The sequence below is a fragment of the Agrobacterium sp. S7/73 genome (genome assembly GCF_019355535.1).
Taxonomy (GTDB): Bacteria; Pseudomonadota; Alphaproteobacteria; order Rhizobiales; family Rhizobiaceae; genus Agrobacterium; species Agrobacterium tumefaciens.
In genome coordinates, this window is sequence record NZ_CP072138.1 from 708210 (window position 1) to 734010 (window position 25801).

21 protein-coding genes and 2 pseudogenes are annotated in these 25801 nt (G+C 57.4%); 17 read left to right on the forward strand and 6 right to left on the reverse strand.

The annotated features are described in order from the left end of the window. Positions 1-25 precede the first annotated feature (25 nt). From J5276_RS27860 to J5276_RS27890, 7 genes are all read left to right on the forward strand, one after another. Positions 26-1141, forward strand: a complete 1116-nt coding sequence (locus tag J5276_RS27860) for a mandelate racemase/muconate lactonizing enzyme family protein (RefSeq protein WP_209160016.1) — start codon at positions 26-28, stop codon at positions 1139-1141. A gap of 23 nt (positions 1142-1164) precedes the next feature. Beyond that, the gene (locus J5276_RS27865; RefSeq protein WP_209160017.1) at positions 1165-2778 is read left to right on the forward strand and encodes an ABC transporter substrate-binding protein; all 1614 of its coding nucleotides are present in this window, start codon (positions 1165-1167) and stop codon (positions 2776-2778) included. Between the two features lie 97 nt (positions 2779-2875). After that, a complete protein-coding gene (locus J5276_RS27870; RefSeq protein ID WP_209160018.1) occupies positions 2876-4492 on the forward strand; it encodes an ABC transporter substrate-binding protein in 1617 nt (538 codons plus the stop codon). A gap of 9 nt (positions 4493-4501) precedes the next feature. Next, positions 4502-5434, forward strand: a complete 933-nt coding sequence (locus tag J5276_RS27875; protein WP_209160019.1) for an ABC transporter permease — start codon at positions 4502-4504, stop codon at positions 5432-5434. Positions 5435-5437: 3 nt separating this feature from the next. Further along, complete coding sequence (locus J5276_RS27880; protein ID WP_209160020.1) at positions 5438-6319, forward strand: ABC transporter permease; 882 nt, start codon at positions 5438-5440, stop codon at positions 6317-6319. 11 nt (positions 6320-6330) lie between these two features. Further along, on the forward strand, positions 6331-7188 hold the full coding sequence (locus tag J5276_RS27885) for a fumarylacetoacetate hydrolase family protein (RefSeq protein WP_209160021.1): 858 nt from the start codon (positions 6331-6333) through the stop codon (positions 7186-7188). 36 nt (positions 7189-7224) lie between these two features. Beyond that, positions 7225-9066, forward strand: coding sequence for an ABC transporter ATP-binding protein (locus J5276_RS27890; RefSeq protein WP_209160055.1), 1842 nt, complete (start codon positions 7225-7227; stop codon positions 9064-9066). Between the two features lie 487 nt (positions 9067-9553). On the opposite strand, the gene J5276_RS27895 is transcribed toward J5276_RS27890, so the two are convergent. Next, positions 9554-10501 (reverse strand): helix-turn-helix domain-containing protein, encoded by a 948-nt coding sequence (locus tag J5276_RS27895; RefSeq protein ID WP_209160022.1) that lies wholly within the window; start codon positions 10499-10501, stop codon positions 9554-9556. A gap of 236 nt (positions 10502-10737) precedes the next feature. Here J5276_RS27895 and J5276_RS27900 point away from each other — a divergent pair, with 236 nt between their 5' ends. The 6 genes from J5276_RS27900 to J5276_RS27925 are packed head-to-tail and all read left to right on the forward strand — an operon-like array spanning position 10738 to position 18450. Continuing rightward, positions 10738-12024, forward strand: coding sequence for an ABC transporter substrate-binding protein (locus tag J5276_RS27900; RefSeq protein ID WP_209160023.1), 1287 nt, complete (start codon positions 10738-10740; stop codon positions 12022-12024). 16 nt (positions 12025-12040) lie between these two features. After that, on the forward strand, positions 12041-12790 hold the full coding sequence (locus J5276_RS27905) for an ABC transporter ATP-binding protein (protein ID WP_209160024.1): 750 nt from the start codon (positions 12041-12043) through the stop codon (positions 12788-12790). Then, positions 12787-13536 (forward strand): ABC transporter ATP-binding protein, encoded by a 750-nt coding sequence (locus J5276_RS27910; protein WP_209160025.1) that lies wholly within the window; start codon positions 12787-12789, stop codon positions 13534-13536. Before J5276_RS27905 ends, J5276_RS27910 begins: the two co-directional genes overlap by 4 nt. Further along, positions 13536-14417 (forward strand): branched-chain amino acid ABC transporter permease, encoded by an 882-nt coding sequence (locus J5276_RS27915; protein ID WP_209160026.1) that lies wholly within the window; start codon positions 13536-13538, stop codon positions 14415-14417. The genes J5276_RS27910 and J5276_RS27915 overlap by 1 nt, the downstream gene beginning before the upstream one ends. A 3-nt stretch (positions 14418-14420) precedes the next feature. Then, positions 14421-16079 (forward strand): branched-chain amino acid ABC transporter permease, encoded by a 1659-nt coding sequence (locus tag J5276_RS27920; RefSeq protein ID WP_209160027.1) that lies wholly within the window; start codon positions 14421-14423, stop codon positions 16077-16079. 52 nt (positions 16080-16131) lie between these two features. Continuing rightward, a complete protein-coding gene (locus J5276_RS27925) occupies positions 16132-18450 on the forward strand; it encodes a LamG domain-containing protein (protein WP_209160028.1) in 2319 nt (772 codons plus the stop codon). Positions 18451-18499: 49 nt separating this feature from the next. Here the strand turns inward: J5276_RS27925 and J5276_RS27930 are convergent. From J5276_RS27930 to J5276_RS27940, 3 genes and pseudogenes are all read right to left on the reverse strand, one after another. After that, positions 18500-18655, reverse strand: a pseudogene (locus J5276_RS27930) (recombinase family protein); the annotation flags it as partial. Positions 18656-19436: 781 nt separating this feature from the next. Further along, complete coding sequence (locus tag J5276_RS27935) at positions 19437-20201, reverse strand: class II aldolase/adducin family protein (protein WP_209160029.1); 765 nt, start codon at positions 20199-20201, stop codon at positions 19437-19439. Further along, positions 20198-20452: pseudogene (locus J5276_RS27940) on the reverse strand (TauD/TfdA family dioxygenase); the annotation flags it as partial. The gene J5276_RS27935 and the pseudogene J5276_RS27940, both read right to left, overlap by 4 nt. Positions 20453-20525: 73 nt before the next feature. Between J5276_RS27940 and J5276_RS27945 the strand changes: the two are divergent. The 3 genes from J5276_RS27945 (at position 20526) to J5276_RS27955 (ending at position 22982) form a co-directional block, all read left to right on the forward strand. Then, positions 20526-20936, forward strand: a complete 411-nt coding sequence (locus tag J5276_RS27945) for a transposase (RefSeq protein ID WP_209160030.1) — start codon at positions 20526-20528, stop codon at positions 20934-20936. Beyond that, complete coding sequence (gene tnpB, locus J5276_RS27950) at positions 20933-21280, forward strand: IS66 family insertion sequence element accessory protein TnpB (protein WP_209160031.1); 348 nt, start codon at positions 20933-20935, stop codon at positions 21278-21280. Before J5276_RS27945 ends, tnpB begins: the two co-directional genes overlap by 4 nt. Before the next feature lie 45 nt (positions 21281-21325). Next, positions 21326-22982 (forward strand): IS66 family transposase gene (locus tag J5276_RS27955; RefSeq protein ID WP_229002297.1). Its coding sequence is split into 2 segments (ribosomal slippage): positions 21326-22174 and positions 22176-22982, totalling 1656 coding nucleotides; the frame shifts between segments, so codons are not numbered across the junction. Here the strand turns inward: J5276_RS27955 and J5276_RS27960 are convergent. Next, complete coding sequence (locus tag J5276_RS27960) at positions 22979-23806, reverse strand: TauD/TfdA family dioxygenase (RefSeq protein ID WP_209160032.1); 828 nt, start codon at positions 23804-23806, stop codon at positions 22979-22981. The genes J5276_RS27955 and J5276_RS27960 overlap by 4 nt on opposite strands. Positions 23807-23853: 47 nt before the next feature. Between J5276_RS27960 and J5276_RS27965 the strand changes: the two genes are divergently transcribed. Further along, complete coding sequence (locus J5276_RS27965) at positions 23854-24819, forward strand: LysR substrate-binding domain-containing protein (protein WP_209160033.1); 966 nt, start codon at positions 23854-23856, stop codon at positions 24817-24819. A 264-nt stretch (positions 24820-25083) separates the two neighbouring features. Here the strand turns inward: J5276_RS27965 and J5276_RS27970 are convergent, their stop codons facing one another. Further along, the gene (locus tag J5276_RS27970; RefSeq protein ID WP_229002298.1) at positions 25084-25662 is read right to left on the reverse strand and encodes a hypothetical protein; all 579 of its coding nucleotides are present in this window, start codon (positions 25660-25662) and stop codon (positions 25084-25086) included. Positions 25663-25801 lie beyond the last annotated feature (139 nt).

The window sequence follows — 25801 nt, forward strand, 5'->3', positions numbered from 1 at the left end:
CCGGAACAGGTCGGAGGAGACTGTCTTGAAAATCACCAAAATCGACGTGTTCCAGCTTGCCATGGGAGATGGCAGTGGCTGGATGCCGAAAAGCGCTTTCGTCAGGATCGAAACCGATGAAGGCCTGTTCGGTCTCGGTGAAGCGTCCCCCATGCAGGGAGGTTATGCCTCGCTGGTCGTCATCGCTCGGGACATGGCGCCGTTTCTGATCGGCAAGGATCCGCTCGATCACGCGGTTCTGGTGGACACATTGCTGCACAAATGCATCAAACTCGGCCCCGATGGCATTGTGACGGGTGCGCTTGCGGCGCTCGACATTGCCCTTTGGGACCTCAAGGGCAAGGCTTTTGGACAACCGGTCTACAAGTTGCTGGGTGGAGCCTGGAACAAGACCCTGCCCTGCTACAGTTCGGTCGGCGGCAACGCCGGTCGCACCGTCGATGAAGTCGTACGTGCCGTGGAAGCACGCGTTAATAAGGAACAGCCAGCGGCAGTCAAAATCCGCTGGGATGGCGACCGCACCCGTCAGGACGTCGACATCAAGGGCGATATAGAAAAGGCGAAAGCAGTCAGAAAACTGCTCGGCGATGATTTCGTACTCGGCTTCGACGCCAATAATGGCTATTCGATCGGCGGTGCGATGCGGGTCGGGCGTGTCCTCGAAGACCTCGGCTATACGTGGTTCGAAGAGCCGGTCCAGCATTACAACGTTGCCGCCATGGGCGAAGTCGCACACCGGCTGGACATCACGGTATCCGCAGGTGAACAGACCTACACCATTCAGGGATTGAAAGACCTGATCGAGGCGGGTGTACGCATGGTGCAGCCGGATATCGTCAAGATGGGTGGTATCACCGGCATGATGCAGTGTGCGGCGCTTGCCCATGCCCATGGCGTCGAACTGGTTCCGCACCAGACGCAGCCGACCGTCGGGCATCTAGCCAATATTCACGTGCTCAGCACGATCATGCATCTCGCAAAGCCTGTGGAGCTTGCCGACAAATGGGAAAGAGGAGAGCCCATTTTCGTCAACCCATCTCAGCCGGTCGATGGGTGCTTTACCGTTCCGGAAACGCCGGGATTGGGCATCCAGTTCGATGAAAAGGAAATGGAGGCACGGCGCCAGCCTATCGCCGGGTAATAATCGCCATCTGGGAGGATGAAATGACGATTACACGCAGACAGCTTCTTCATGCCGGTGTAGCCGGATCGGCACTGGCCATCGTCGGGGTTGGAGGAACCCCTGCCATGGCACAGGCCAAAAACGACACCATCACCATGGCCTTCGCAGCCAGATCGCCGGTCGCGCTCAATCCCCAGTTCCAGGGTCTGCTTGGGGCGGACAACTGGGTATGCGCTCAGATCTACGACACGCTGGTCAAGACACCCGATGGTCGCTGGGCAACCAGACCGGAGGAGTTCGTACCCAGTCTGGCAGAAAGCTGGCAGGCATCTGAGGACCAGAAAACCTGGACTTACAAGTTGCGTTCCGGTGTGAAATTCCACAAGGGATATGGAGAGTTGACGGCAGACGATGTTGTCTTCACCTTCGGCCGCCACCTCGATCCGAAAATCAATACCGCCACTAAGACCTACTACAGTAATATCGCCTCTGTCGAAGCGGGTGATCCGACCACGATTATCATCAAGCTGAAACAGCCTGATCCACTGCTCAACGCCTCCAGTGTTTCGCTGCTCGCCTCGGCAATTCTGTGCAAGAAGGCATTCGAGGAAAAGGGTGATGCGTTCAATATGGACCCCGTCGGGACTGGTCCATATCAGGTGGAAAAGGTCGACAGTTCCAGTGGCGTGCATCTGAAAGCCTTTGCCGATTATTTCGGCGGTGTTGCTGCGACCGAAAACCTGCGACTTCGCTATATCGCCGATACCACGGCCAGAACACTCGCTTTCGCTTCTGGAGATGTCGACATGATCGAGGGCGTGCGTGCCCCCGGCTGGATGGATTCCATGCGCCAGCAGGCCAGTTCCACAATCTTCGATGCCACCGCGCCGGGCAGCATCAACACGCTCAGCATCAATCTGACCAAGGGGCCGCTCGCCGATCTCAAGGTGCGTCAGGCCATCCGTTACGCCATCGACACACAGGCAATCGCTGATGCGTTTGGCGGTATCGCAACGCCTATGGTCGGGCTGATCGCGCCACAGTTCCCCGGTCACGTAACTGCAGACCAGCTCCCCGAGGACGTACGTTATGCATATGACCCGGAAAAAGCAACTGCCCTGCTTGCCGAAGCGGGTCACTCGGGCGGCCTCACCATTCCCTGTTTCGTCAGCCAGCGCGAGGACTATGCGTCGATCATGCTGATGGTTCAGGAGCAGTTGCGTGCGGTAAACATCAACCTCGATATGAAAATCATCGACCACGCGACCTTCCATGCAGACAATCGCAAGGACAAGGGGACGCTGATCCTGCAATCGACGAGCTATCCGCCGGTGCCGACGCTAACGATATCCAACCTTCTCGCGAAGGCTGGCGAAACCAAGCCAGACGGTTCCGGCGGTACGAATTTCGCCCATTACGGCGTCACCAGCCCAGGCATCGATGACTTGATGCAGAAGACGCTCGCTACCGCCGACTTCGAACAGCGCATGGTGGTTGTTCAGGACATGGAAAAACAAATTCTCAAGGATTTGCCGGCCTTGGGAATGATCACGCTGTCCTACGTTGTTGCGCGAAATCCTCGTGTCGACCTCGGATACAAAGTCGAGTCAGGACCGGCATACTGGCCAATGAACAAGGCGAAACGTGTCGCATGACAACAGTGCTTTTCGGCTGCTGACAGGCAAAAAAATACCTGCCCGGGGCGAAGTGCTCCGGGCGTAAGGCAACACATAAATATAACGGGAGTGCCCAATGAAAATAACACGCAGAAACTTGCTTGCCACGGGCGCAGCCGGATTAGTGGCCGCAAGTCTTCCTGCCGTAGCGGGCGTCGCCTTCGCCCAAAAAGCAAACGACACGATCACGTTCGCCTTTGCAGCGCGTTCTAGCAACAGTCTCAATCCGCAGGAAGTGGGTCTGAGCGGGGCAGATAACTGGGTTGTCTATCAGGTATTCGACCGATTGGTGAACCTGCCCGCCGGCCAATGGGCAAACCAGCCGCAGGACTATCAGCCCGGTCTGGCGGAAAGCTGGAACGCCAGTGAAGATGCACGTACCTGGACATACAAGCTGCGCCAAGGGATCAAGTTTCATAAGGGATATGGCGAACTGACGTCCGAAGATGTCGTATTCTCGTTCCGCCGCCATCTCGATCCCAAGCTCGTCACCAATTCGAAGACGTTTTACACCAATATCGAAACTGTGGAGGCACCGGATGCAACGACGGTCGTCTTTTCGTTGAAAAGCCCTGACCCGTTGTTCAACACGACCTGTCATTCCCATGTCAGCGCGTCGATCCTCTGCAAGATCGCATTCGAGGAAAAAGGTGAGGGATTCAACAAGGACCCTATCGGTTCGGGCGCTTATCAGTTTGAAAGCCTGGATTCCAATCAGGGCATGTTGCTGACGGCTTTCCCGGAATATTTCGATGGTCCTGCCAATACGGGAAAAGTTCGCATCCGTTACATCGCCGATACGACCGCGCGCACGCTGGCATTTGCTTCAGGCGACATCGACATGATCGAAGGCGTTCGCTCTCCGGGCTGGATGGATACGATGCGCGGACAGTCCGGCGACACGATTTTTGACGCCACTGCTCCGGGCAGCCTCAACAGTCTGGCCATCAATCTTACGCGGGGCCCACTGAAGGATGTGCGGGTACGCAAGGCTATCCGTTACGCCATTGACGCGAATGCAATCGCCGGTGCTTTCGGAGGTATCGCCGTGCCCATGGTCGGTGTCGTGGCATCACAATTCCCGGGCGCCGTACGCGAAGAGGATTTACCAGCCGAGCTTCAATATGCTTATGACCCGGGAAAGGCGACCGAACTTCTCGCAGAAGCCGGGTTTGCCAGCGGTCTCACCATCCCCTGTTACGTCAGCCAGCGTGAGGACTACGCCTCGATCATGCTGATGATTCAGGAGCAATTGCGGGCTGTGAACATCAATCTAGATCTCAAAATCATAGACCACGCGACCTTCCATGGCGACAACCGGCTGGACAAGAATACGCTAGCGCTATGGTCATCGAGCTATTCGCCGGTGCCGACACAGATCATTTCCGATCAGCTGGCGAAATCCTTCGCGGTGAAATCCGATGGCACCGATGGGACCAATTTTGCCCATTACGGCACCGCAATTCCCGGCATCGACGATATGATGGACAAGGCGCTGGCCGAGCCGAACTTCGACAAGCGCACGGCGTTGGTTCAGGACATGGAGAAGCAGATCCTTACCGATCTACCGCTGCTCGGTATCGTCACCCTATCTTATGTCGTCGCCCGCAACCCGCGCGTCGATATCGGCTTCAAGGTCGAACCCGGCCCGGCCTACTGGCCGCTGCGCCACGCCAAAATCGTTCAGGCATAGGAGGCAAGCATGCCCAGTCTCATTGCCAGCAAACTGCTCGATGCCATACCGACATTATGGCTCGTGCTGACCCTCGTCTTCGTCGCCCTACGTATCCTGCCGGGTGATCCCGCGCTGGTGGCGCTTGGCGATTTCGCTACACCGGAACAGCTTGCCCTGTTCCGGGAACAGGCCGGCCTTGATGCTCCATTATGGCAGCAATATTTCGCCTTCCTGTGGGATGTCGTGACGTTCAATTTCGGCAATTCCCTCATCACCAAGGAGAGCGTGGCCGGGGTGATCGGTTACAATCTTCCCTTTACCGTCAGTCTGGCAATAGGTGCCACCGCGCTCGGGTTGATTATCGGCCTTCCGTTCGGTGTGCTTGCTGCCGTGCGCAAAAACAAGGCTCCCGATCAAGGCATGCGCGTCTTTTCGCTTGTCGGTTATGCCATTCCCGACTTCTATCTCGGCGCAATCCTGCTGATCGTGTTCGCACTTAATCTGAAATTGTTTCCGATCAACGGCGGTGGCGATGGTTTCTGGGATCAGATTTATCATCTCGCCCTGCCTGCCATCACGCTGGCAGTTCTAAAGATCGCCTTCCTCGGTCGCCTCACACGCACCGCGCTGCTGGAAGTTCTCTCGAAGGATTATGTGCGCACCGCCAAGGCCAAAGGCGCACCGCCCAGAACCGTCATTTACAAGCACGCACTGCGCAACGCGCTTCTGCCGATTGTCACGGGTCTGGGTCTGAGCCTGCTCGCCACGCTTTCGGGTGCGGTCGCTGTGGAACTCGTTTTCAACCGACCCGGTCTCGGCTCCACGCTGATCAAGGCTATCGCGGAACGGGATTATACCCTCATTCAGGGCACGGTCGTCGTCTTTGCGCTGATGGTCGTCGTCGTCAATCTTCTTGTCGATGTGCTCTACACCATCATCGATCCGCGTCTGGGGAGCTAAATCATGGTAGCTATCAATATCTCACCCGCCAGGAATGCAGGTGGAGAAAAATTCGCAGTCCTGCGAAAGCTCTTGTTCGGCAAGGTCTCTACGACAATAGCCTTCATCACGGTGCTGCTGTTTTGCATTCTGGCGATTTTTGCGCCGTGGATTGCGCCCTATGATCCGCTGAAGCAAAGCTTTCTGGCGATCAACAAATATCCATCCGCACAATATTGGCTGGGCACGGACCAGTTCGGGCGAGATGTCCTTTCCCGCCTGATTTACGGGTCGCGCACCTCGCTTCTGTTCGGCCTCATTGCGCCTGCCTGCGCTGCCGTGATCGGCACCACGCTCGGCGTGCTTGCCGGATATTTCGGAGGCATCATCGACCGCATGGTCTCCAAGATGATCGACCTGCTGATGGCGTTTCCCGAACTGCTTCTGGCCATCATCGTCGCTGCCGCGCTGGGTGGCGGCTTCTGGAACGTCATTCTGGTTCTGACCATTGCCTTCGTTCCCGGCTTTGCCCGTGTTGCCCGCGCCTCGACGCTGGCCGTGCGTCAGGAACCCTACATCGAGGCGTCGCTGGCAATCGGCGTGAAAACACCCGTCATCATCTTTCGTCACGTTGTTCCGAACATTGCAGCGCCCATCGTCCTCTTGTGGACGCTGTGGATCGCCTCGGCCATCCGGCTGGAGGCCGCGTTGAGCTTTCTCGGCATCGGCACGCCGCCGCCAAGTCCAAGTTGGGGCAACATTATCCGCGAAGGCCTAGGTAACGTGTTCGGTTCTCCTTGGCCAATAATCGGCGCGGGGCTGGCGATCACCACGATCGTGCTGTCGATCAACCTCATCGGCGACGCGGCGCGCGACATGCTCGATCCGAATTCGAGCGAAAGATGAGTGGTGGACCCATGAAACTCGTTCGTTTTGGCCCCCCCGTGGTGGAGCGCCCCGGCATCCTTGACAAAGACGGCATGATCCGCGATCTCTCCGGCCATGTGTCCGATTGGACCGGTGATAATCTTGTGGCCGACATTTTGGGTCGCGTTGCTGCAATCGACATTGCCGCGTTGCCGGTGGTGCCAGAAGGAACAAGGCTTGGTGCCTGCGTCGCACGACCCGGCAAATTCATTTGCATCGGTCTGAATTATAACTGCAACGCAAAGTCTCTTGGTCAGCCTATTCCCGATGAGCCCGTTATCGCCATGAAGCCGCTTTCGGCCATCTGCGGTGCCAATGACGGGATAGAGCTGCCGCGTGGCTCCACCACGACGGACTGGGAAGTCGAGCTCGGTATCGTCATCGGAAAGTCCGCGAAATATATCGACGAACGAAACGCTCGCGAACACATTGCCGGCTATTGCCTGATCAACGACATTGCGGACCGTGAGCTTCAGAGCAAACGTGGTGGCGATACCAGCAAAGGCCGGGGGCATGACAGTTTCGGCCCTATCGGTCCCTATTTCGTACCCGCCTCGGACATCCTCGATCCACAATCCATCGATCTCTGGCTGGAAATCGATGGGCAGCGCATCCAGAGCGGCAACACGTCCGACATGATTTTCGGCGTCGATTATCTCGTCGCCTATCTTTCGCAATTCATGACGCTTCTGCCCGGCGACATCATTGCCAGCGGCACACCGGCCGGCATCGGCGCCGGCAAGAAGCCGCCCCGCTTTTTGAGTGCAGGCCAAACCGTCCGGCTCGAAGGCACTGGTCTGGGCCAGCAATGCCATGTCGTCCGCAACCATGCAGAGCTTGCAGCTTGAAGGGCAACGATAAGAATAGAGGAGAACAAAATGCAGATGACAGCCGAGCTTCGAGCAACAGGCAGTTATGAACCGAGTACATCGACGGCGTTATCCGTAAGAAACCTCAAAACAGCGTTTCGTCAGGGCGGGAACTGGACCGAGGTAGTAAAAGGCATCTCCTTTGATGTTGCCGCCGGCGAAACACTGGCAATAGTCGGCGAATCCGGTTCCGGCAAAAGCGTGACCGGCTATTCGATCATGCGTCTGCTTGCGGAAAACTCCCGCACCGAAGGCGAGATCATGCTTGGTGGGCGCAATCTGCTTTCTGTGCCCGAAGATGAAATGCGCCGCATTCGCGGCAATGCAGTCTCGATGATTTTTCAGGAGGCGATGACCAGCCTCAATCCGGTCTTTCCAATCGGCAAGCAGATTGCTGAGGCAATCTCTTTGCATAATCCCGATATGACGCCGGAGGCAATCAAGCAGAAAGCGCTGCGTCTTATGGAGCGTGTCCGGATACCGGCAGCAACGACGCGATATGACGAATATCCGCACAATTTCTCAGGCGGCATGCGTCAGCGGGTGATGATCGCCATGGCACTCTCCTGTCGTCCGCAATTGCTCATCGCGGACGAGCCGACCACTGCCCTCGACGTGACCATCCAGGCGCAGATTCTCAACCTGATCAAGGAAATTCAGGAAGAGGAAAAGATGTCGGTCATCTTCATCACGCACGATATGGGCGTGGTGGCCGAGGTTGCTGATCGCATGGCGGTCATGTTCCGGGGCGAAATCGTTGAAACGGGCACAACGAAGGAAATATTCAAGGGTGCGCAGCACCCCTACACGCGCATGCTGCTGGACGCCGTGCCACGGCTAGGGTCGATGCAGGGCGTCTCCCAACCTGTCAAGTTTTCGCTGATCGATCCCAAGACCGGCATTCGCGGTGCACCCGACGAACCGGTCGATACGGTCAAGTCCGACAATCCGGTTCTGCAGGTCAAGGATCTCTGCGTACGTTTCGATATCCGGGGTGGCTGGTTCCGCACGGTGTCCAGTCGCATCCACGCGGTCGAGGGCGTTTCCTTCGATCTTCATGCCGGCGAGACATTGTCGATCGTCGGAGAGTCGGGTTGTGGGAAGTCGACCACCGGCCGCGGCCTGATGCGGCTGGTCAAACCGACCGGCGGCAGCGTTACCCTTGCTGGGCGCGAATTGATGTCGATGACGCCGGGCGAACTTCGCGAGGCACGTCGCGACATTCAAATGATTTTCCAGGATCCGTTCGCCAGCCTCAGCCCGCGCCGGACCGTGGGGCAAGCTATCGCGGAACCGTTCATTACCCATGGGCTTGGCAATTCCGCGCAGGCTCGCACACTGGTTGCCGATTTGCTGGAGCGGGTCGGATTGAAGCCCGACATGGCAAACCGGCTGCCGCATCAGTTCTCGGGCGGCCAAAGGCAGCGCATCTGTATCGCGCGTGCGCTCGCCCTGTCACCGAAGGTCATTGTCGCCGACGAGTCCGTGTCGGCGCTCGATGTGTCGGTGAAGGCGCAGGTGATCAATCTGCTCATGGATCTGCAACGTGACCTCGGCATTGCCTTTGTGTTCATTTCGCACGACATGGCTGTGGTCGAGCGGGTCAGCCATCGTGTCGCGGTCATGTATCTTGGCGAGGTCGTCGAGATCGGACCACGCGACAAGATCTTCGCCTCACCTGCTCATCCCTACACGCAAAAGCTTCTTTCTGCGGTGCCAATGCCGGACCCGGACAGTCGCCTCATTCGCCGGGCGGCAGATACTAGCGAACCCAAAAGCGCCTTGCGTTCGGTCGATTTTGTGGTTGACCGCAAGCCGATGACGGAAGTGTCTGAGGGACATTTTGTGCAAAGCTGAACTCTGCTCTCGCCAAAACAAGTTCAATGTTCGGATCCTATTACGGTAAAATCTTTTGTCGCTGTATGGGCTGTAAATCAAGGGGGTGTGAAGCGATAGCTCCTGTGCACATCGTTTGCATATATATATCGCCGATTGGGCGCCTTTTTGGGGTCGGAACAAGATGGGGTGGTTGCCGTCCTCTCCTCACGGCATTGCAATTTGCCAAGATGATGTGGTTGTAGCCCACAGGACGGAGAAGACGGCAACCACCCCATCTTGTTACGACCCCAGAAGAGGCCTTTGACGAAAATTGATGCAAGGCTGCCGAGATCGCCGACCAAGCCCGCCATTCCAAAGGCCAAGTAGTTGCTTGGGTTAGAATTTCAGACAGACAGAATCACTGAACTGGAGAGTCGGCGGTTTGAATCCTTTCAAGGCGATGTAATTGAACACAATAGTCGAATTCGCGACCCGAGCGAACCAAATGCTACCGGCGAAAAGCCTATTACTTGAAATCCCGCGGACTTGCGCCGAAGCGCTTCTTGAACCGAGATGAAAAATGCGCCTGACTGACAAACCCACAGCTATATCCGATTTCGCCCAAGTTGATCGGTCGGTTTGACGTCCTGGCATGTTGCAACAACCGACAAGCTTCCATCAGCCTGATTTCCATCACCACGTCGCCGAATGTTGTGCCATGGTGATGGAAGACGCGGTGAAGATATCCAACCGATATGCGGTGCGCTCCTGCGACGCTTGTGGGACTGAGGTTGGGATCGCGAAATTGGGTGCGCATAAAGGACATCAGCCGGTCATACATGACCGAGACCAACGATTGACGGTCCCTCGTCATCAAATCGTCTTCGGAGCGCGTTTCTATCATCAGGCAGAGAAGGTCGGTCAGCATCTGCTCCAGCTTCATGCTGTCGCCGCCGCCGTCAAACTTCAACAACTGAGCTCCCATTTGCGCGACTACGGGCACTAGGAACGGGTTTGCAAAGTTCTTAGTGCCGCAGATATCGTCAATCTTGTTCACACGTGATCGCAAATCGGTGCAAGAAATTTTGAGAGTTACGTTTTCAGATTGGTCAGGCACATCGATCATGTATCCCTCGGCAGAATTCAAAAGGAAAACGCTTCCTGGCAGCACGACGCCTGCTCGTCCGTTTTGCTCGAACGCCATTCGCTGACGTGTGGGGAACAGGAATACGAAGTTCTCCGACTTGTCACGCTGTGCCGCCGACTTGTGCCGAACCACTTTTTGAGCATCTGCTTTAAATTGCGACAGACCAATCGATGGAAATTGCACTTCATAAAGTTCGCCCCGGACCTTGTCTGCCGATAACGGGACGATATCCAAGTCGTAATACACGGCAGACATGTATTCTTGCCAAGCATTGAGTTTTTTTGCGTTCTGGAGTTGTTCAGTGTTGTAATGATGGACAATTGGCATGATAGGCACCCCGCCTTTAAACCATGAACAGTCACAGTATGTCGCAATTCCGACGCAAGGAACATGCCGCTTCCAAAAGTCGTTAGACATGGGCCTTTATAGTTCACTCTCGGAACAAAATGCGGTCTGTCTCAGGCAATACGCAGCCGCGTTGCCGCGATAATGTTCCCTCCACTGCAAAAATGCAACGCTGGCTCCAAGCTGGGTCAGTTGCAAGGAAATAGGGGACTATTCTCATGCTGAATGATATTTCGCGTCGCACTGTCCTGAAAACGCTGTCTGCCGGCGTTGCGGCCTCGACCTTTCCATCACCCTTCGTGCGCCGCAGCTTTGCGGCCGATCCGATCCTGTTGGGTCTGCCGGTCTCGCAGACGGCCATGGCTGGTGTGGCAGACCATCAGGACTATCTGAACGGAACGACCCTTGCTCTTGAGGAGATCAACGCGGCGGGCGGCGTTCTCGGACGCGAGATCAAGCCCGTCGTCGTCGATTTCGACGTGCTGTCGCCCGAAAGTGGGCGTGTCGCGGTTAACAGCCTTGTCGATGCCAAGGTGCATGCGATGTCCACGGCGTTTACGTTCACGCCAATTCCGCTAGCCGATGCTTCCGCAAGCTACAAGGCGCCATTGCTGTGGGGCCTAACGCAACGCGCGATGGCCGATGCCCTGGTCAAGAACCCGGAAAAGTACCGTCATATCTTCCAGACGGACCCGTCCGAGGTCCATTATGGCTATACCTTTCCGATGTTCCTGCAGACCATGCAGGACAAGGGCGTCTGGAAGCCGAAGAACAACGGCGTCCATATCGTTCAGGAGCAGATCGCCTACAACCAGACTATTTCGAAATGCCTGCAGGAGGCGCTGCCAAAGAGTAAGTTCGAACTCGCTGGCATTACCGATATCCAGTACCCTGTACAGGACTGGGGTCCGGTCATCCAGGACATCAAGAAGATCGGCGCTGGCGCCGTGATGATCGACCATTGGGTCGCGGCCGAATATGCAGCCTTCGTCAAGCAGTATCAGGCCGATCCTTTGGAAGGCACGCTCGTCTACCTGCAATACGGCCCGTCCCAGCCGGAATTCCTCGAACTCTCCGGTCCCGCTGCCGAAGGGTTCGTCTGGAGCACGGTGCTTGGCGTCTATGCCGACGAGAAGGGCAAGGCGTTTAGAGAGAAGTACCAGAAGCGGTTCCCCGGCATCATGGGCCTTTGCTACACGGGCAACGGCTACGACACGACCTACTATCTCAAGGCGGCCTGGGAAGCGGTCGGCGATCCCTCGAAGTTCGAGGCGGTCGCCGACTGGATCCGCACCAATCCCTATCGTGGCGTCTGCGGCTACATGAGCATGGGTAACGCGTTCCAGGAATGCGCCCACTATCCCGACAACGGCTATGACGTCACGGCGACGGAGCTGGATAGGGGCATGGCCCAGCTGTTCTTCCAGGTGCAGGATGGCGAGCACAAGATCATCTATCCCGACGCGCTGCAGGAAACCGAACTGCGCGCTGCACCATGGTGGTGATCAGGGAGTGGTGAGCATGGTCTTGAACAGCCCCCTCGGCGCCCTTTTCGCCTGCGAGAACATCACACTCGAACTTGGTGGACGCCAGATTCTCAACGGCGTCTCCCTCCATGTCGATCCCGCCGAAGTGCTCGGAATCATCGGCCCGAACGGCGCTGGAAAGACCAGCCTGTTCGAGGTCCTGTCGGGACGCATGCAGCCGAAATCAGGGCGGGTGATCTTCGATGGCCGGGATGTCACGTCTTTGCCATTGCAGAAACGCGCAAGGCTGGGACTTGGACGGACGTTCCAGACGCCCGTCGTTCCCGAGGAACTGACAGTGGCCGAGGTGTTCAAGGCCGCGAGACAGGCCTTTGTGCCGTATCTGACGCCGGATGATGCCGAATGGGGCGCCGGACTGGTTGGCTTCCATGAGCCCGGCAACACGATCGCAGAACGCCTCGACACGCTGAACCGGCGTAAACTGCTCATGGCATGTCTGCTGATGCGGCGTCCGAAGCTGCTGCTGATGGACGAGCCGGCGGCGGGTCTGATCAATTCCGAGATCGACGAGCTGGACGAGATCATGCGGGTTCTGGCCAAGGAACTGGGCATCGCCATCGTCATCGTCGAGCATCGTATCGAGCTTCTGGAAACCATCGCCGACCGGGTGATGGTGATGGATGCGGGCGACGTGATCTCGCAAGGCTCGCTGGCGGAGGTACTCGCCGACCCAAGGGTGAACGAGGCCTATTTCGAAACTGTCAGGGACGAGGCCGCAGCATGACGACGACAATCACCGCGCCGCACATTACTCATCGCGAAATTTTGAATGTTGGCGGGCTTTCCGCCGGATGGGGGCCGATGCGCGTTATCCACGACCTCGATCTGAAGGTCTATGCGGGAGAACGCGTTGGTCTCGTCGGCCTGAACGGCCATGGCAAGTCGACCCTTTTCCAGGCAATCGCCGGACTGACCGGCTGGCAACGCGGCTCTATTCTTCTGGACGGACATGAGGTCGGACGAACCCGAAGCCAGGGGCCGGGACGCTATACCCACCATATCGTGCGGCGGGGTCTGGCGCTTATCCCGCAGGGCGACGAGATCTTTCACGGGCTGACGGTCGAGGAGCATCTGGATAGCGGTGCCTTCACCCCCCGTGCGTGGTCGGAGCGCAAAAAGCGCAAGCAGGGAATTCTGCAGATATTTCCGCCACTGGAAAAACTTATGGCAACGCCGGTCGGACGGCTCTCGGGAGGCGAGCGACGCATGGTTTCGATCGGTCGCGGCCTGATGGCGGATGCAATCCTTTTTCTTGTCGATGAGCCGTCACTCGGCTTGGCGCCGAAGATCGGAAAGTCGGTGATCGAGGCGCTGATGGCGGTCGAACTCGGCGATAGCGCAATGGTGATTGCTGAGCAGAACGTGGCGCTACTCGAGGGCAAGGTCGATCGGATCATCGGCATGCATGCCGGAAAACTCAAGGGCGAGGCATCGGTCATGAAGAGGCTCACCGGACATGGAGCGCATTGATGGATTTCGGTTTCATCGTTTCCAACGCCCTGACGCTCGCCTGTATCTACGGCACAATCGCTATCGGCATATCGCTGACCTGGTCGAGCCTTGGCCTCGTCAACATGGCCTACGGCTTCATCTTTGCCCTTTCCGGATATGGTGCCTGGCTTGCAAGCGTCTATCTTGCACCATTTCCGCCGCTTGTGATGGCGGTGGGTATTCTTACAGGTGCCATTGGTGGAGTATTCGTGTGTCTGGTTGCGTTCATTCCCGTCCATGACAAACCAAACTTTCCGATCCGCGCCCTGATTGCGACCCTCGCGATCAGCCTTGCTGGCAATCAGGTCCTGCTGTGGATATTCGGTCCGCGGGCCAAATCGTTGCCGCAACTGTTTGGACGCGGGAAGGTTGAAATCTTCGGCGTAGTTCTGACAACCGACAAGATTGGCGCATCCCTGTCCGCTATCGTTCTTCTGTCGCTGATCTTGCTGTGGATGCGCTCAAGCCGTCGCGGGCTGGAAATCCGCGCCATGATGATGAACCCGCATGCCGCCGCTATCGTTGGCATCGGCGTGCGCCGCACAGCGATTTCCGTCATGGCATTGACGGGGGCGCTTGCCGGTCTTGCAGCCGTGCTTCTGGCGCAGACCTATTATGTGGCACCGTTCAGCGGCATCACGCCGATGGTCAAAGGCTTGAGCATCGCGCTCGTCGGTGGGCTGGGCAGTGTGCCCGGCGCTGTGATCGGGGCTGTTCTGCTGGGTTTCAACGAGGCGCTGACATCGTCACTCCTCGGTGGCCAATATGTTCTCATCACCCAGTTCCTGCTGATTATCGTCATTCTTCTGTTCAGGCCGCGCGGCATTGCCGGGATCCTCGACAAAGCACGGGAGGCCTGAGCCATGACCGACGTAACGAGCAATCCACCACCCGTCTGGATCGATCCGCTTGGATGTTTCGATCCAGAAAAGGAAACACGCGAGGTCGAGACCAATTCCTGGGCGTCCCACCAGTCGACCTGGAATGAAACGACTTCCTTCAAGCCCAAGATGCACAAAGTCGGTCGCTTCAATTTCTTTTATAAATGGCCGGGCCATGGCGCAAGCGTCTGGCATCGCACCCGATACTGGCCGACACGCAGGCGCATGCTCAATATTTCCGGCGGCTATAATGCAAAGACCATGCGCCGCGAGAAGACCATTCTCGACAAGCGGCCGATCTGGTGGTCGATGGCCTTCGTGCTGTTTCTTCTGATGCCTTTCCTGGTGCCTGCTGGCTCCTGGAACACGGTTATGACGGCCATGTCGGTGATGGGCATCTATGGGGCTATCAACCTCTGCTGGATGCTGGTCATCGGAACTGCCGGTATATTTTCGCTCGCCACCTATGCCGTGGTCGGAGCAGCGGCCTACGGCTCGGCCTATGCTGCGATCCAGTTCGGGCTGCCGTTCTGGACGCTGCCGCTGATGGGTACGGTCATCGGTCTCGCCTTCGGCGCCGTCATCGCCTTTCCCGCCATGCGGCTGGATGGCTTCTATTATGCGTTGCTGACCTTGGGTGTTGTCGAACTCTGCCGCGTCTATGTGGTGCAGTCGCGGCAACTGGGCTCGGCCACAGGCGGGCTCTATGGCGCGCCAAGCTACCTGCCGCACAGCTTCGGGCAGCATGGTCAACTCCTCCTGGGCTACTATGCCTGTCTGGCGCTCCTGCTCGCTACCTTGTTCGTCTACCGCTTCGTCAACGGCAAACGGCTTGGCCGGGTCTTGCGGATGGCGCCGGAAAAGAAGGAGGCTTTCGCGCAAGCTGTCGGTGTCGATTACCTGCGCGCCCGCGTCTGGGTATTCCTGATTTCTTCCGCAGCGCTCGGCTTCATCGGCGGCTTTTACGCCATCCATTTCGGCGGCGCTTCCCCCAATCTGTTTTCGTTCGACACACTACTTCTCTCTCTTGCCATGCTGGTTATCGGCGGCATTGGACGCTCGGAAGGCGCGGTTGTCGGAACCATCATCGTCGTCTTCATCGACCGGGTGCTGATTGATCTCGGCCCGCTGCGCTTCATGCTGATCGGTTTCATCATGCTGATGGTGGTCCTGTTTCTGCGCGGCGGCCTGTTCGGCATCAAAGACCAGTTTCGAACATGGCGCGCCAAGAAGCGCAGTGAACGCCGCGCAACGCGCGCGGAGAAAGGTGGAGAAATGCTCCCCGAGGAAGCCACCGAAATCCACGACAAGGACCAGATCTACTTCCGCCGCTTCGACAAGATGCAGCGCGATTTTCTCAAGCGCCTGATCTCCGATGCTGTGATCGAGGAACACAGGACGCGTCCACTCGGTCAGCATTCGGAAGCACTGGAACGGCTGCTCAACTATTTTCGGCGGCGGGGGCAGATCGACAAATACGCGATCATGGTGATCGAGGAGTTCAAGGCCTACCGCATCGTAGCACTTGCCGGCCATCGCGGCACGGCTCCACGGCTTGTCGAGGACCAGACCTATACGACGCCGGACGAAGCCTATCACGCGCTGTTCCTGCGCCGCGTGCAGGACCTGCTCGAAACCTGAACCGACAATCGCTGACGCTATGACGCAGAATTTTTGAATGGAGTGCCGGTCCATGGCCGAACAGAAAATCTTTGGTTACGCAGACAAGATCTCGGTACGGCCGGGCGATGACATCGGCTTCTATGTACATGCCGACGGTACGACCAGCGTCGAGGCGCAGCTTGTCAGGTTGGTGCATGGGGATATCCATCCGGCCGGACCCGGCTACAAGGAAGAGGAGATCGCGAGTGTTGAAAATGGCAGCTGGACCGTACGCAAACAATTCACCCAGGTCGGATCCTTCTTGACGGTCGATGATCCGGCAGGGCATTTGGCGCCGAAGGGCAGTTTCACGCTCGCGGCTTTCATTTACCCGAACAAGCCGGGCGGGGGAGAGCGGCAATGCCTGATGGGACGCTGGGATGCCTACAACAACCGTGGCTACGGGCTCTGGATCAATCCAGCGGGGCTGCTGGAATTCGGTTATGGCGACGGCCGTGAGGTCGACTATGTCGATGCCGAGGTGCCGTTGATGAAAAGCCAGTGGTACTTCGTTGCGGCCACCTATGATGCGTCCACCGGCAATGCGACGCTCTATCAGGAAAGTGCCAGCACACGCTACAATAGCCTAATCGGCAAGGTGGCAGGGATCGATTTCCGCTCGCATGTGTGTGAAACGTTGCGGTTCAAGCCACTCAATCCGCCGGATGTCACGTTCCTGTTGGCGGCGGCGCAGGACTGGCATAGCTTGCGTGGTACTTTCAAGACGCAATGCTACAATGGCAAACTTGACCGCCCGGCCGTGTTCAACCGGGTGCTGTCGCGGGAGGAACTGGACGCTTTTCGCGCGTCCGGAAAACCGCCTGCGAATGGATGTCTCGCCGCCTGGGATACCTCGATCGGCTACACCGACAAGGGCATTGGCGACCGGGTGATCGATACAGGTCCTTATGCACTGCATGCCGAGGGCTATAACCGGCCGGTTCGCGGACAGACCGGCTTCAACTGGGCAGGCCGCAATGATTGCTTTCGTCTGGCACCGGGTGAATATGGCGGCATCGAATTCCATGACGATGCGATCATCGATTGCCGATGGGAGAAAACCAGATCCTTTAGCGTGCCGGATGTGCGCTCTGGAGCATATGCCTTTCGCCTGCGCATCGGTAACGGCAAGGGCTTGCGCGAGGAATACATCCCCTTCTTCGTGCGCGCCAAGACACCGAAGTCGAAAATCTGTTTCCTCATTCCCACCAGCAGCTATCTCGCCTATGCCAATGAGCATCTGACCTTCGACGCCGAAATCATGCAGCCGCTGGCCGGCCAGTCGCCGATCATTTCCGAGGTGGACATCGAACTTTACCAGACGAAGGAATTCGGGCTGTCGCTTTATGATCATCATGCCGACGGGGCAGGGGTGTGCTATTCGTCCTATCTCCGGCCCATCCTCAATATGCGGCCGAAGGCCCGCATGTCGTCGATGGGTGTCACCTGGCAGTTTCCGGCAGATCTCTCGGTCATCGCCTGGCTTGACCATTTGGGTTACGATTACGAGGTGATCACCGACGAGGACGTGCAGCGCGAGGGCGTCGCGGCACTGAAACCCTACACCGTCGTGCTGACCGGCACCCACCCGGAATATGTCTCCGAAGAGCTGATGGATGCGACGGAAGACTATGCGGCCGATGGCGGCCGCCTGATCTATCTTGGCGGGAACGGCTACTACTGGAATGTTTCCTACAGGCAGGACGAGCCCTGGTGTGTCGAAGTGCGCAAGCTCAATTCCGGCATGCGGGCATGGCAGGCCCGCCCGGGTGAATATTATCTCGCGACGTCGGGGCAAAAGAGCGGCATCTGGAAAGATCTCGGTCGTCCGCCGCAAAAAGTCCTCGGCGTCGGCTTCATCTCCGAAGGCTTCGATTCCGCGCGCCCCTACCGCCGCATGCCGGATAGCTGGCATCGCCGCGCGGACTGGATGTTCGAAGGGATAGAAGGTGAGATCCTCGGCGATTTCGGTCTTGCCCATCATGGTGCTGCTGGTCTCGAAATCGACCGTTACGACCTCACGCTCGGGACGCCACCACACGCCCTGATCGTTGCCTCGTCCGGTGGCCATAGCGACAATTATCAGACCGTCGTCGAGGAGGTTCTCTATCCCTATCCAGGCCTTATGGGATCCTATGACTACCGTATTCGCGCCGACATGGTGTATTTTACCACGCCGGAAAACGGCGCGGTGTTCTCCACTGGCTCCATCGCCTTCAGCCAGTCACTCCCTTACAATAATTTCGACAACAATATCTCCAAGCTGCTTGGAAATATCCTCACGACTTTCTGCAAAACTGGAAAACTGCCGGGCTCGAACTGGACGTTGGAGGAAAAGCAGTGGCGCTGAGCGGGAACAGAAGCAACGGCTGAGAGCGGCGGCCACGGGAAATTGGTGCATAGCGGATAGCATCCGCCAGCCCCGGCCGATCGGTCTTCACACCCGACGCCTTGTCCCCGAACAGTTTCTTGCAACCGGCCTTCTTCAAGGCGTCTATCTGCAACGCTGTATCCTGGTCCCCGGTCGAGACCCTTGCATAGCCGATCGCTGTCATAAGGTGCGATTTGTCCGATTTCCCGTTTAATGGCAATGTCCGCGGACAAAATCTGTGGTCGCCGCCAAACGTTCGTTTGTCGGACAGGCACTTCCGGTTCGCTGTCTAATGTGCGAACGCCGCCTTAGCCGCAAGGTCGAGCTGTGTATCAGTTCCGCTTTTCAATTGTTCGATCGACAGTGGAACGAATTTGTCAGGCTGAACGCCAACACCCTCGAAAGGTCTGTCGATCTTTCTGAACGTCTTATGACTCGGCGGAGACCGCAACTTGCTGGGCTTTATTCCCCGCTGCCAACATGGCGGACGGGCACCAGTCTTTACCGAGTGAAGCGAGGACGCGCCCATTAGCCGGCACAATCCTAGCACTTTGCCTTACCGGTTCATTGAAGTAAAAAATCGCCACCTAGCGCAATTGCCCCTAACTTTCGCACCGAGATATCCACGATCAGCAAGAAATCTGAGTGTTCAAGGGTCAGCGTCCGACGACGGTTTCAAGCCGATCGTAGCATATTAAGGGCCTTGAAGTCCCCGACGCTTTATTAAAGCCCGTCCTCGTGTTCGGCCCTGAATCCGAGACGCTCTCCTTCGCAGGTTCCGGCGGATGCCAAACCGTATGCATCTCGAAGAGACCTTCCGAAACTTCAGCAGCGCATTTTTCACGGCTTTGGCAATTCCTACATTGTGCGGCCTTCTCATCAGTAAGCTTTGCCCTGTAATCCCTTGTGGACTTGGGAGCCAAACCGAACAGCGGGGAAAATACGCTCGACATAAATGAACTTCCTCAATCACGGAAAGACGGGTCGACTTTGTCCAGCTTGGACTTAAGATAGTCGAAGTGAGCGAACGCCATATCGTTGTAGTCATACCACCCCTGTGCGGTCTTTTCCGCGATCTCGTCCGACATCACGTTTAGCGGCTGTCCCGAGGCATAAGCAAGCATTAGCGTCCGGGCGGCGCGTTCGAAGAAATACAGGTGTTCGAAGGCTTCTGGCACAGATCCTGCAGTGACCGTTACACCGTGGTTTCCCATCAGCAGTATCGGATGATTGCCCAAGGCCGAGACCAAGCGCGCACCTTCCTCCGCCTCGTCAGCCAGACCTCCGAAGTTTAAGTCGGCACCGACGAGTCCGAAGAACCGCGCGGTGTTCTGGTCGATGGGTTTCATCGTCGGGTCTTTCAGTGATGCCAATGCGGTTGCATAGGGTGGATGGCAGTGGAGCAGCACCTTCGCCGACGGCATAGCACCATGGATTGCCCCATGGATGCACCAGGCAGAGGCGTCCGGCGCGTTTGGACGGGTCATCGTCTCCAGATCGTCAAGGTTGAGGAGCAACAGATCGCTTGCCCGAATGGTCGCGAAATGCCTCCATTTTGGGTTCATTAAAAATTTTCTTCCATCAGAGGAAGCAGCAGCGCTGAAATGGTTTCCGACCGACTCGTGCCAATTAAAATCTACGGCAAGCCGAAATGCGGCTGCCAGATCCACACGCACCTGCCATTCGGAGTTTTCGACATTCAAAGGAACACTGGTAGCGATGGCACTCATTTGAAACGCCCTTCACTAGTCAGGGCACGATAGGTGCTTCGCATCTCACCACGATCGGTGTAACAGCCACGCAGATGGCGATCGCCGCTCTCGGCGGTGTAGGAAGCGCGGCCGTGAACAATCCGGTGATTGTCGAACACAATGCACTCGCCTGCGTTCAGATCAAAGATATCTGCCATATGCTGGCTAATCGTCAGGCCGGAGACATCGCCGTGACTGTCCAACTCGATGACTCGTTGGCGGGACGTAAGCCCACGGTGAAGGCCGTCTTGCGATGACGGCCTGCTGACTGCCAGTCCTAGTGGTAACACTAGGAGTAGTCATATGACGAAGCATCCAATTGAGGTGATCACGTCCGTAGAGCGCCGTCGGCGCTGGTCACGAGAAGACAAAGAGCGCCTGGTCGCTGCCTGCTTTGAGCCAGACGCGGTCATCTCCGAGATTGCCCGCGCGGCTGGTATCCATGTCAGCCAGTTGTTTCGTTGGCGCAAAGAGCTGTGCCGGCTCGAGGAGCCGCAGACCGAGACGGGAACCGTGTTGGTGCCGGTGATCGTGTCCGAGGCCATTTCATCAGTCTCTCCCATTCAGCCGGAACCGCCCACCACACCCCATCCTCGTCGGAAGCGCAGCGATGTAACGATCGAACTTGGTCGGGGTCGGCGCGTCCGCGTTGATAGCGACATCGACACGGAAGCGCTTGGCCGCATTCTCGATTGCGTGCTGGGTCGTCGATGATCCCGGCTCCTGTTGGCGTGAAGGTCTGGCTGGCGACAGGCCATACCGATATGCGCAAAGGCTTCCCCGGCCTGTCGTTGATGGTGCAGGAGGCGCTGAAGCGCGACCCGATGTGCGGTCACCTGTTCGTATTCCGCGGCCGCGGTGGCGGCCTGATCAAGGTGATGTGGCATGACGGCCAGGGAGCCTGTCTGTTCACGAAGAAGCTGGAGCGTGGCCGCTTCATCTGGCCATCAGCGGCCGATGGCACAGTGGTGATCACGCCCGCGCAGCTCGGTTATCTGCTGGAAGGTATCGACTGGCGGATGCCGCAAAAGACGTGGCGACCGACGTCGGCCGGATAAGCAAAAACACTGGAATGACGGGGTCGAATATGATTCCATCCTGTCATGAACGATGCGACCGAAGAGCTTCCGGACGACCTTGCCAGTGCCCTCGCACTGCTGGCCCAGGAACGCGCTCGACGTGTCGCAGCCGAAGCAGAAGTGGCGACCGCCAAGGCAGAAGCCGCCAGTGCTAAGGCACTCGTATCGCATTCCGAGGCGCTGATCGCGCGGCTAAAGCTGGAGATCGACAAGGTTCGCCGTGAACTCTACGGCAGCCGGTCCGAGCGCAAGGCGCGACTCCTGGAGCAGATGGAATTGCAACTCGAGGAGTTGGAAGCGGACGCCGGTGAGGATGAACTGACGGCGGAAATCGCCGCCAAATCCTCAGCCGTCAAAGCATTCGAGCGCAGGCGTCCGTCACGCAAGCCCTTTCCCGAACACCTGCCACGCGAGCGCGTCGTGATCGCCGCTCCCGCCAATTGCGCCTGCTGTGGATCGGCCAAACTGTCGAAGCTCGGTGAGGATATCACCGAGACCCTGGAAGTCATCCCGCGTCAGTGGAAGGTCATCCAGACGGTGCGGGAGAAGTTTACCTGCCGCGAGTGTGAGAAGATCACACAGCCACCCGCACCATTCCACGTAACGCCCCGCGGTTTTGCAGGACCGAACCTGCTGGCGATGATCCTGTTCGAGAAGTTCGCCCAGCACCAGCCGCTCAATCGCCAGAGCGAACGCTATGCCCGCGAAGGCGTCGATCTTAGCCTATCAACGCTGGCCGACCAGGTTGGTGCTTGTGCCGCGGCGTTGAAGCCCATTCACTCCCTCATCGAGGCGCATGTCCTTGCTGCCGAACGTCTGCACGGCGACGACACGACCGTGCCGATCCTTGCCAGAGGAAAGACCGATACGGGCCCGCATCTGGACCTATGTCCGGGACGATCGGCCGTTCGGAGGGCTCTCACCGCCGGCCGCCCTTTACTATGCCTCGCGAGATCGACGGCAGGAACATCCTGAGCGCCACCTGAAGACCTTCACCGGCATTCTGCAGGCGGACGCCTATGGCGGCTACAATCCACTGTTCAAGGTCGATCGCGATCCCGAACCGCTGACGCAGGCACTCTGTTGGGCACACTCGCGGCGCAAGTTCTTCGTGCTCGCCGACATTACCGCAAACGCCAAGCGTGGAAAGAACGCCGCGCCGCTCTCGCCTATGGCGCTCGAAGCCGTCAAACGGATCGACGGCCTGTTCGATATCGAGCGCGAGATCAACGGGCTGACGGCCGATCAACGCCTGGAACGTCGCCGCAAGGAAAGCCTGCCGCTCGTCGATGATCTGCAGGCCTGGCTTCAAACCGAGCGGGCAAAGCTCTCACGCAGTTCTCCGGTCGCAGAGGCAATTGACTACATGCTCAAGCGCTGGGATGGCTTCACGTCATTCCTGGACGACGGCCGGATTTGCCTTACGAACAACGCGGCCGAGCGAGCTCTGCGAGGCTTCGCACTCGGCAGAAAATCGTGGCTCTTCGCCGGATCAGACCGCGGTGCAGATCGAGCAGCCTTTATGGCCACATTGATCATGACGGCAAAGCTCAATGACATCGATCCCCAGGCGTGGCTTGGCGACGTTCTTGCCCGTATCGCGGACACGCCGATTATCAGGCTGGAGCAACTGCTTCCGTGGAATTGGACACCGCCGACCATCAACGCAAAAGCGGCCTAACCTGCGGCCTTCACCGGAGGCTTACGGCGGGACCGCATATCATAGGTATCATGCTCGCAGTAATAGGGAATGTCGGTCGTTGACAACAGCGCAAAATCGGCGGGTCGCTCGACCTTCAGGTCGTTGGCGACGGCTGCTCCATCCAGAAAGAGGTTTGCTCCACCCTCGACGGAATTTGCTCTGCAGTGGAGGAACTGAACACCAGGAGCTTCATCCTCGGCCGGGGTGTCGGTATGGAGTTCGAGAGCCTTTGCTGTGTAAGCCAGATTGGTCGGCTTGATATGTGTGCGGACGTCGAAGAACTCGCCAAAGAATGTCGGACGGATATGTCCAATGAGCCTGGCTGTCTCGGTCAGACCTTCATCGCTGTCAGGCATATCGGTGATGATAGCGACGCCTTCGACAATCATGGACTCAATCCATTTGGCGACAACAGTCTTGTCTCGCAGCAGTTCCGGCTGAGTGAAGCGTGCGATGTCCTTGTAGTGGTAAGAATACCAAAGCTTACGCGGTAGATCGGCTGGGTCGACGCGGCGCTTCCCAGAGGCGTACTGCGCAAGCGAGGCCAAACCATGCCGGGTGACATGACCAGTGCCGCGCCACACGATCTCGAGATGGCCTTCGGAAATCATCGCGCTTTCCGCCTTAGGCTCGTTTTCTTCGTGGAAGATGTCGTACGTCCGCTCTCGGGTCTGACTGTCAAACGATGTCGGGCAGTTGTCGCGAAGCCAGTAGTAGTTGAAATAGGCCGTCGTCCCGTCGTTGAAGGGAGTTTCAAGGCCCTTGTCCTTTAGTTTGATTGCGTGCGACAGACTGACATCCATAGACTTGGTCCTCTCGGTTTTTGTCCGGCGTTCGCACGGACTTCGATGTGGCAAATCTGTCGTTGAAATTCCGTTTTTGGAAGCCTACAAAAACTAATAGCAATATAATTCAGGATTATACTGTGCGCCGTCCTTTACCCCCACTTCGTCTTTTTACAGTCTTCGAATCGGTATTGCGGCATAGAGGCGTCAAGCACGCGGCTGATGAGTTGAATGTTTCCCAACCGGCAATCAGTCAATCTCTCCGGCAGCTCGAGGAGTCACTGGGTGTGAAGCTCCTGGACCGAAGCACGCGTCCGCTGACCGTGACCGAGGCCGGAGCGATACTGTTGCGGGCAACGACAGAGAGCATTGCGAAAATATCGGAGGCCATTATAGAGATCGACGAGCTTAGAGATGCATCATCCGCTTATATTACGGTCGCGTGTTCAGTCGGTTTCGCTACCTTTTGGCTGATGCCTCGGCTTTCTTCATTTTACGCCTCTCACCCCGACGTTTCCGTTAACGTTGTGACGACGGTGCAGGGTGCGCCGAGGCTCTTGCCGGGCATTGACATTGCCATTCGCTTTGGCAATGGGGCATGGAACGATGGCAAAGTCCGCAAGCTATTCGATGAGCGTGTCGACGCAGTGTGTAGTCCCGCGTTCCTCTCTCGAGCCAAAGACCCTAATACCTTGATAGATACAGCGCCGTTGATCCATGTAGACGTTGAGGACGAACGGTGGTTGACGTGGGAGTATTTCCTGTCGGCAACCGGAGCCTCATTGAGAAAGAAGACCGATGGGCCACGGTTTACAAACTACATCCAAGCGTCCCAGGCTGCCATTGCAGGCCAAGGTCTGATGCTGGGATGGCGTTCGATAACCGGCGACGCGGTCAAAGAGGGCCAACTGGTAACAATTCTCGACAAGCCGTTGATACCAAAAGACAGCTTTTTCCTTGTTTTGCCGCCATCAACATCCGTGAAAGCTCCGCAGCGCCAGCAGTTTTCAGATTGGCTTTTAAGCGTGTGAGAGGCGTGCAAAAACTAGCCACGGTCGCGGACACTTAGTCCTAGCTTCCGGCGGAAAATATCCGGGCACGTGCCATGAGATTTTCAACGAAGGGAGACACAAGTTAAAAGTAGATACCGTGTCGATTGGCTGTAGGCTAAGGACTCGACCAGATTTCCTCGGTGATCCGACGCAAGGAGAGCGCCTTCTGACGGCGGTCAGACATCTCCTCACCACGCGCATCTGTGATGGCATAGGCTGGCGGCCCGAGTTCACTCAGGAAAATCACCGTGTCATTCGCCGCCTCCCGCTGCTTCCAATCGCCCAGTCCATATCGCCACCAGTCGGTGAACGTATCGAGCCAGATCTTGTGCTGCGAAAGTCGATCTGCACTTGTACCTGGTTGCGCGTCGCCACGCGCCCTTGAAAAGAATCAGCCTGCCGCAAGATCTGGCGTACCATCGCCTGGTACTGTTCGGTAATCGGCTGCATCGGATCGGCATGCCTTCCTCGGTGGCCATGGCATTGGCGGATGACAGGAATCATTTCTTCGAGCTTAACCGGCATCACCTGCCCGACGACGATGACATAGGGTGAACCGATATCCTTCGCGAAGCGCAGCGCCGGCCGCAATTCGTCGATCATCGTCGGAAAAGCCGTGAGCAGGCTGGCAAGCCCCGTCCGGGCAAATTCAGGAACTGTTGCTTTGGCCTCATCCAGCGCGAGTGCGCCCAGATCGATCGACATGCCATGCCAGCCATCCGATTTGATGATGTCGAACCGCTCGACGACCGGCAGTTCCGGGCGTTCGGGATGGCTGCTCTTTGTGGCCCAGCGAGATTGATAGAATCGGATATCGGGCATCTGCCCTCTGTCTCCAACTCTTACAACAACCAAGCCTAAAGAAGCAGCTCACTTGCACTTTAGCCGGCGCGTCCAGTCGACATGCCGGCACCGGCATGGTATTTTTCGGTGAACTCTGTGCTGAGCCATCGCCACAGGT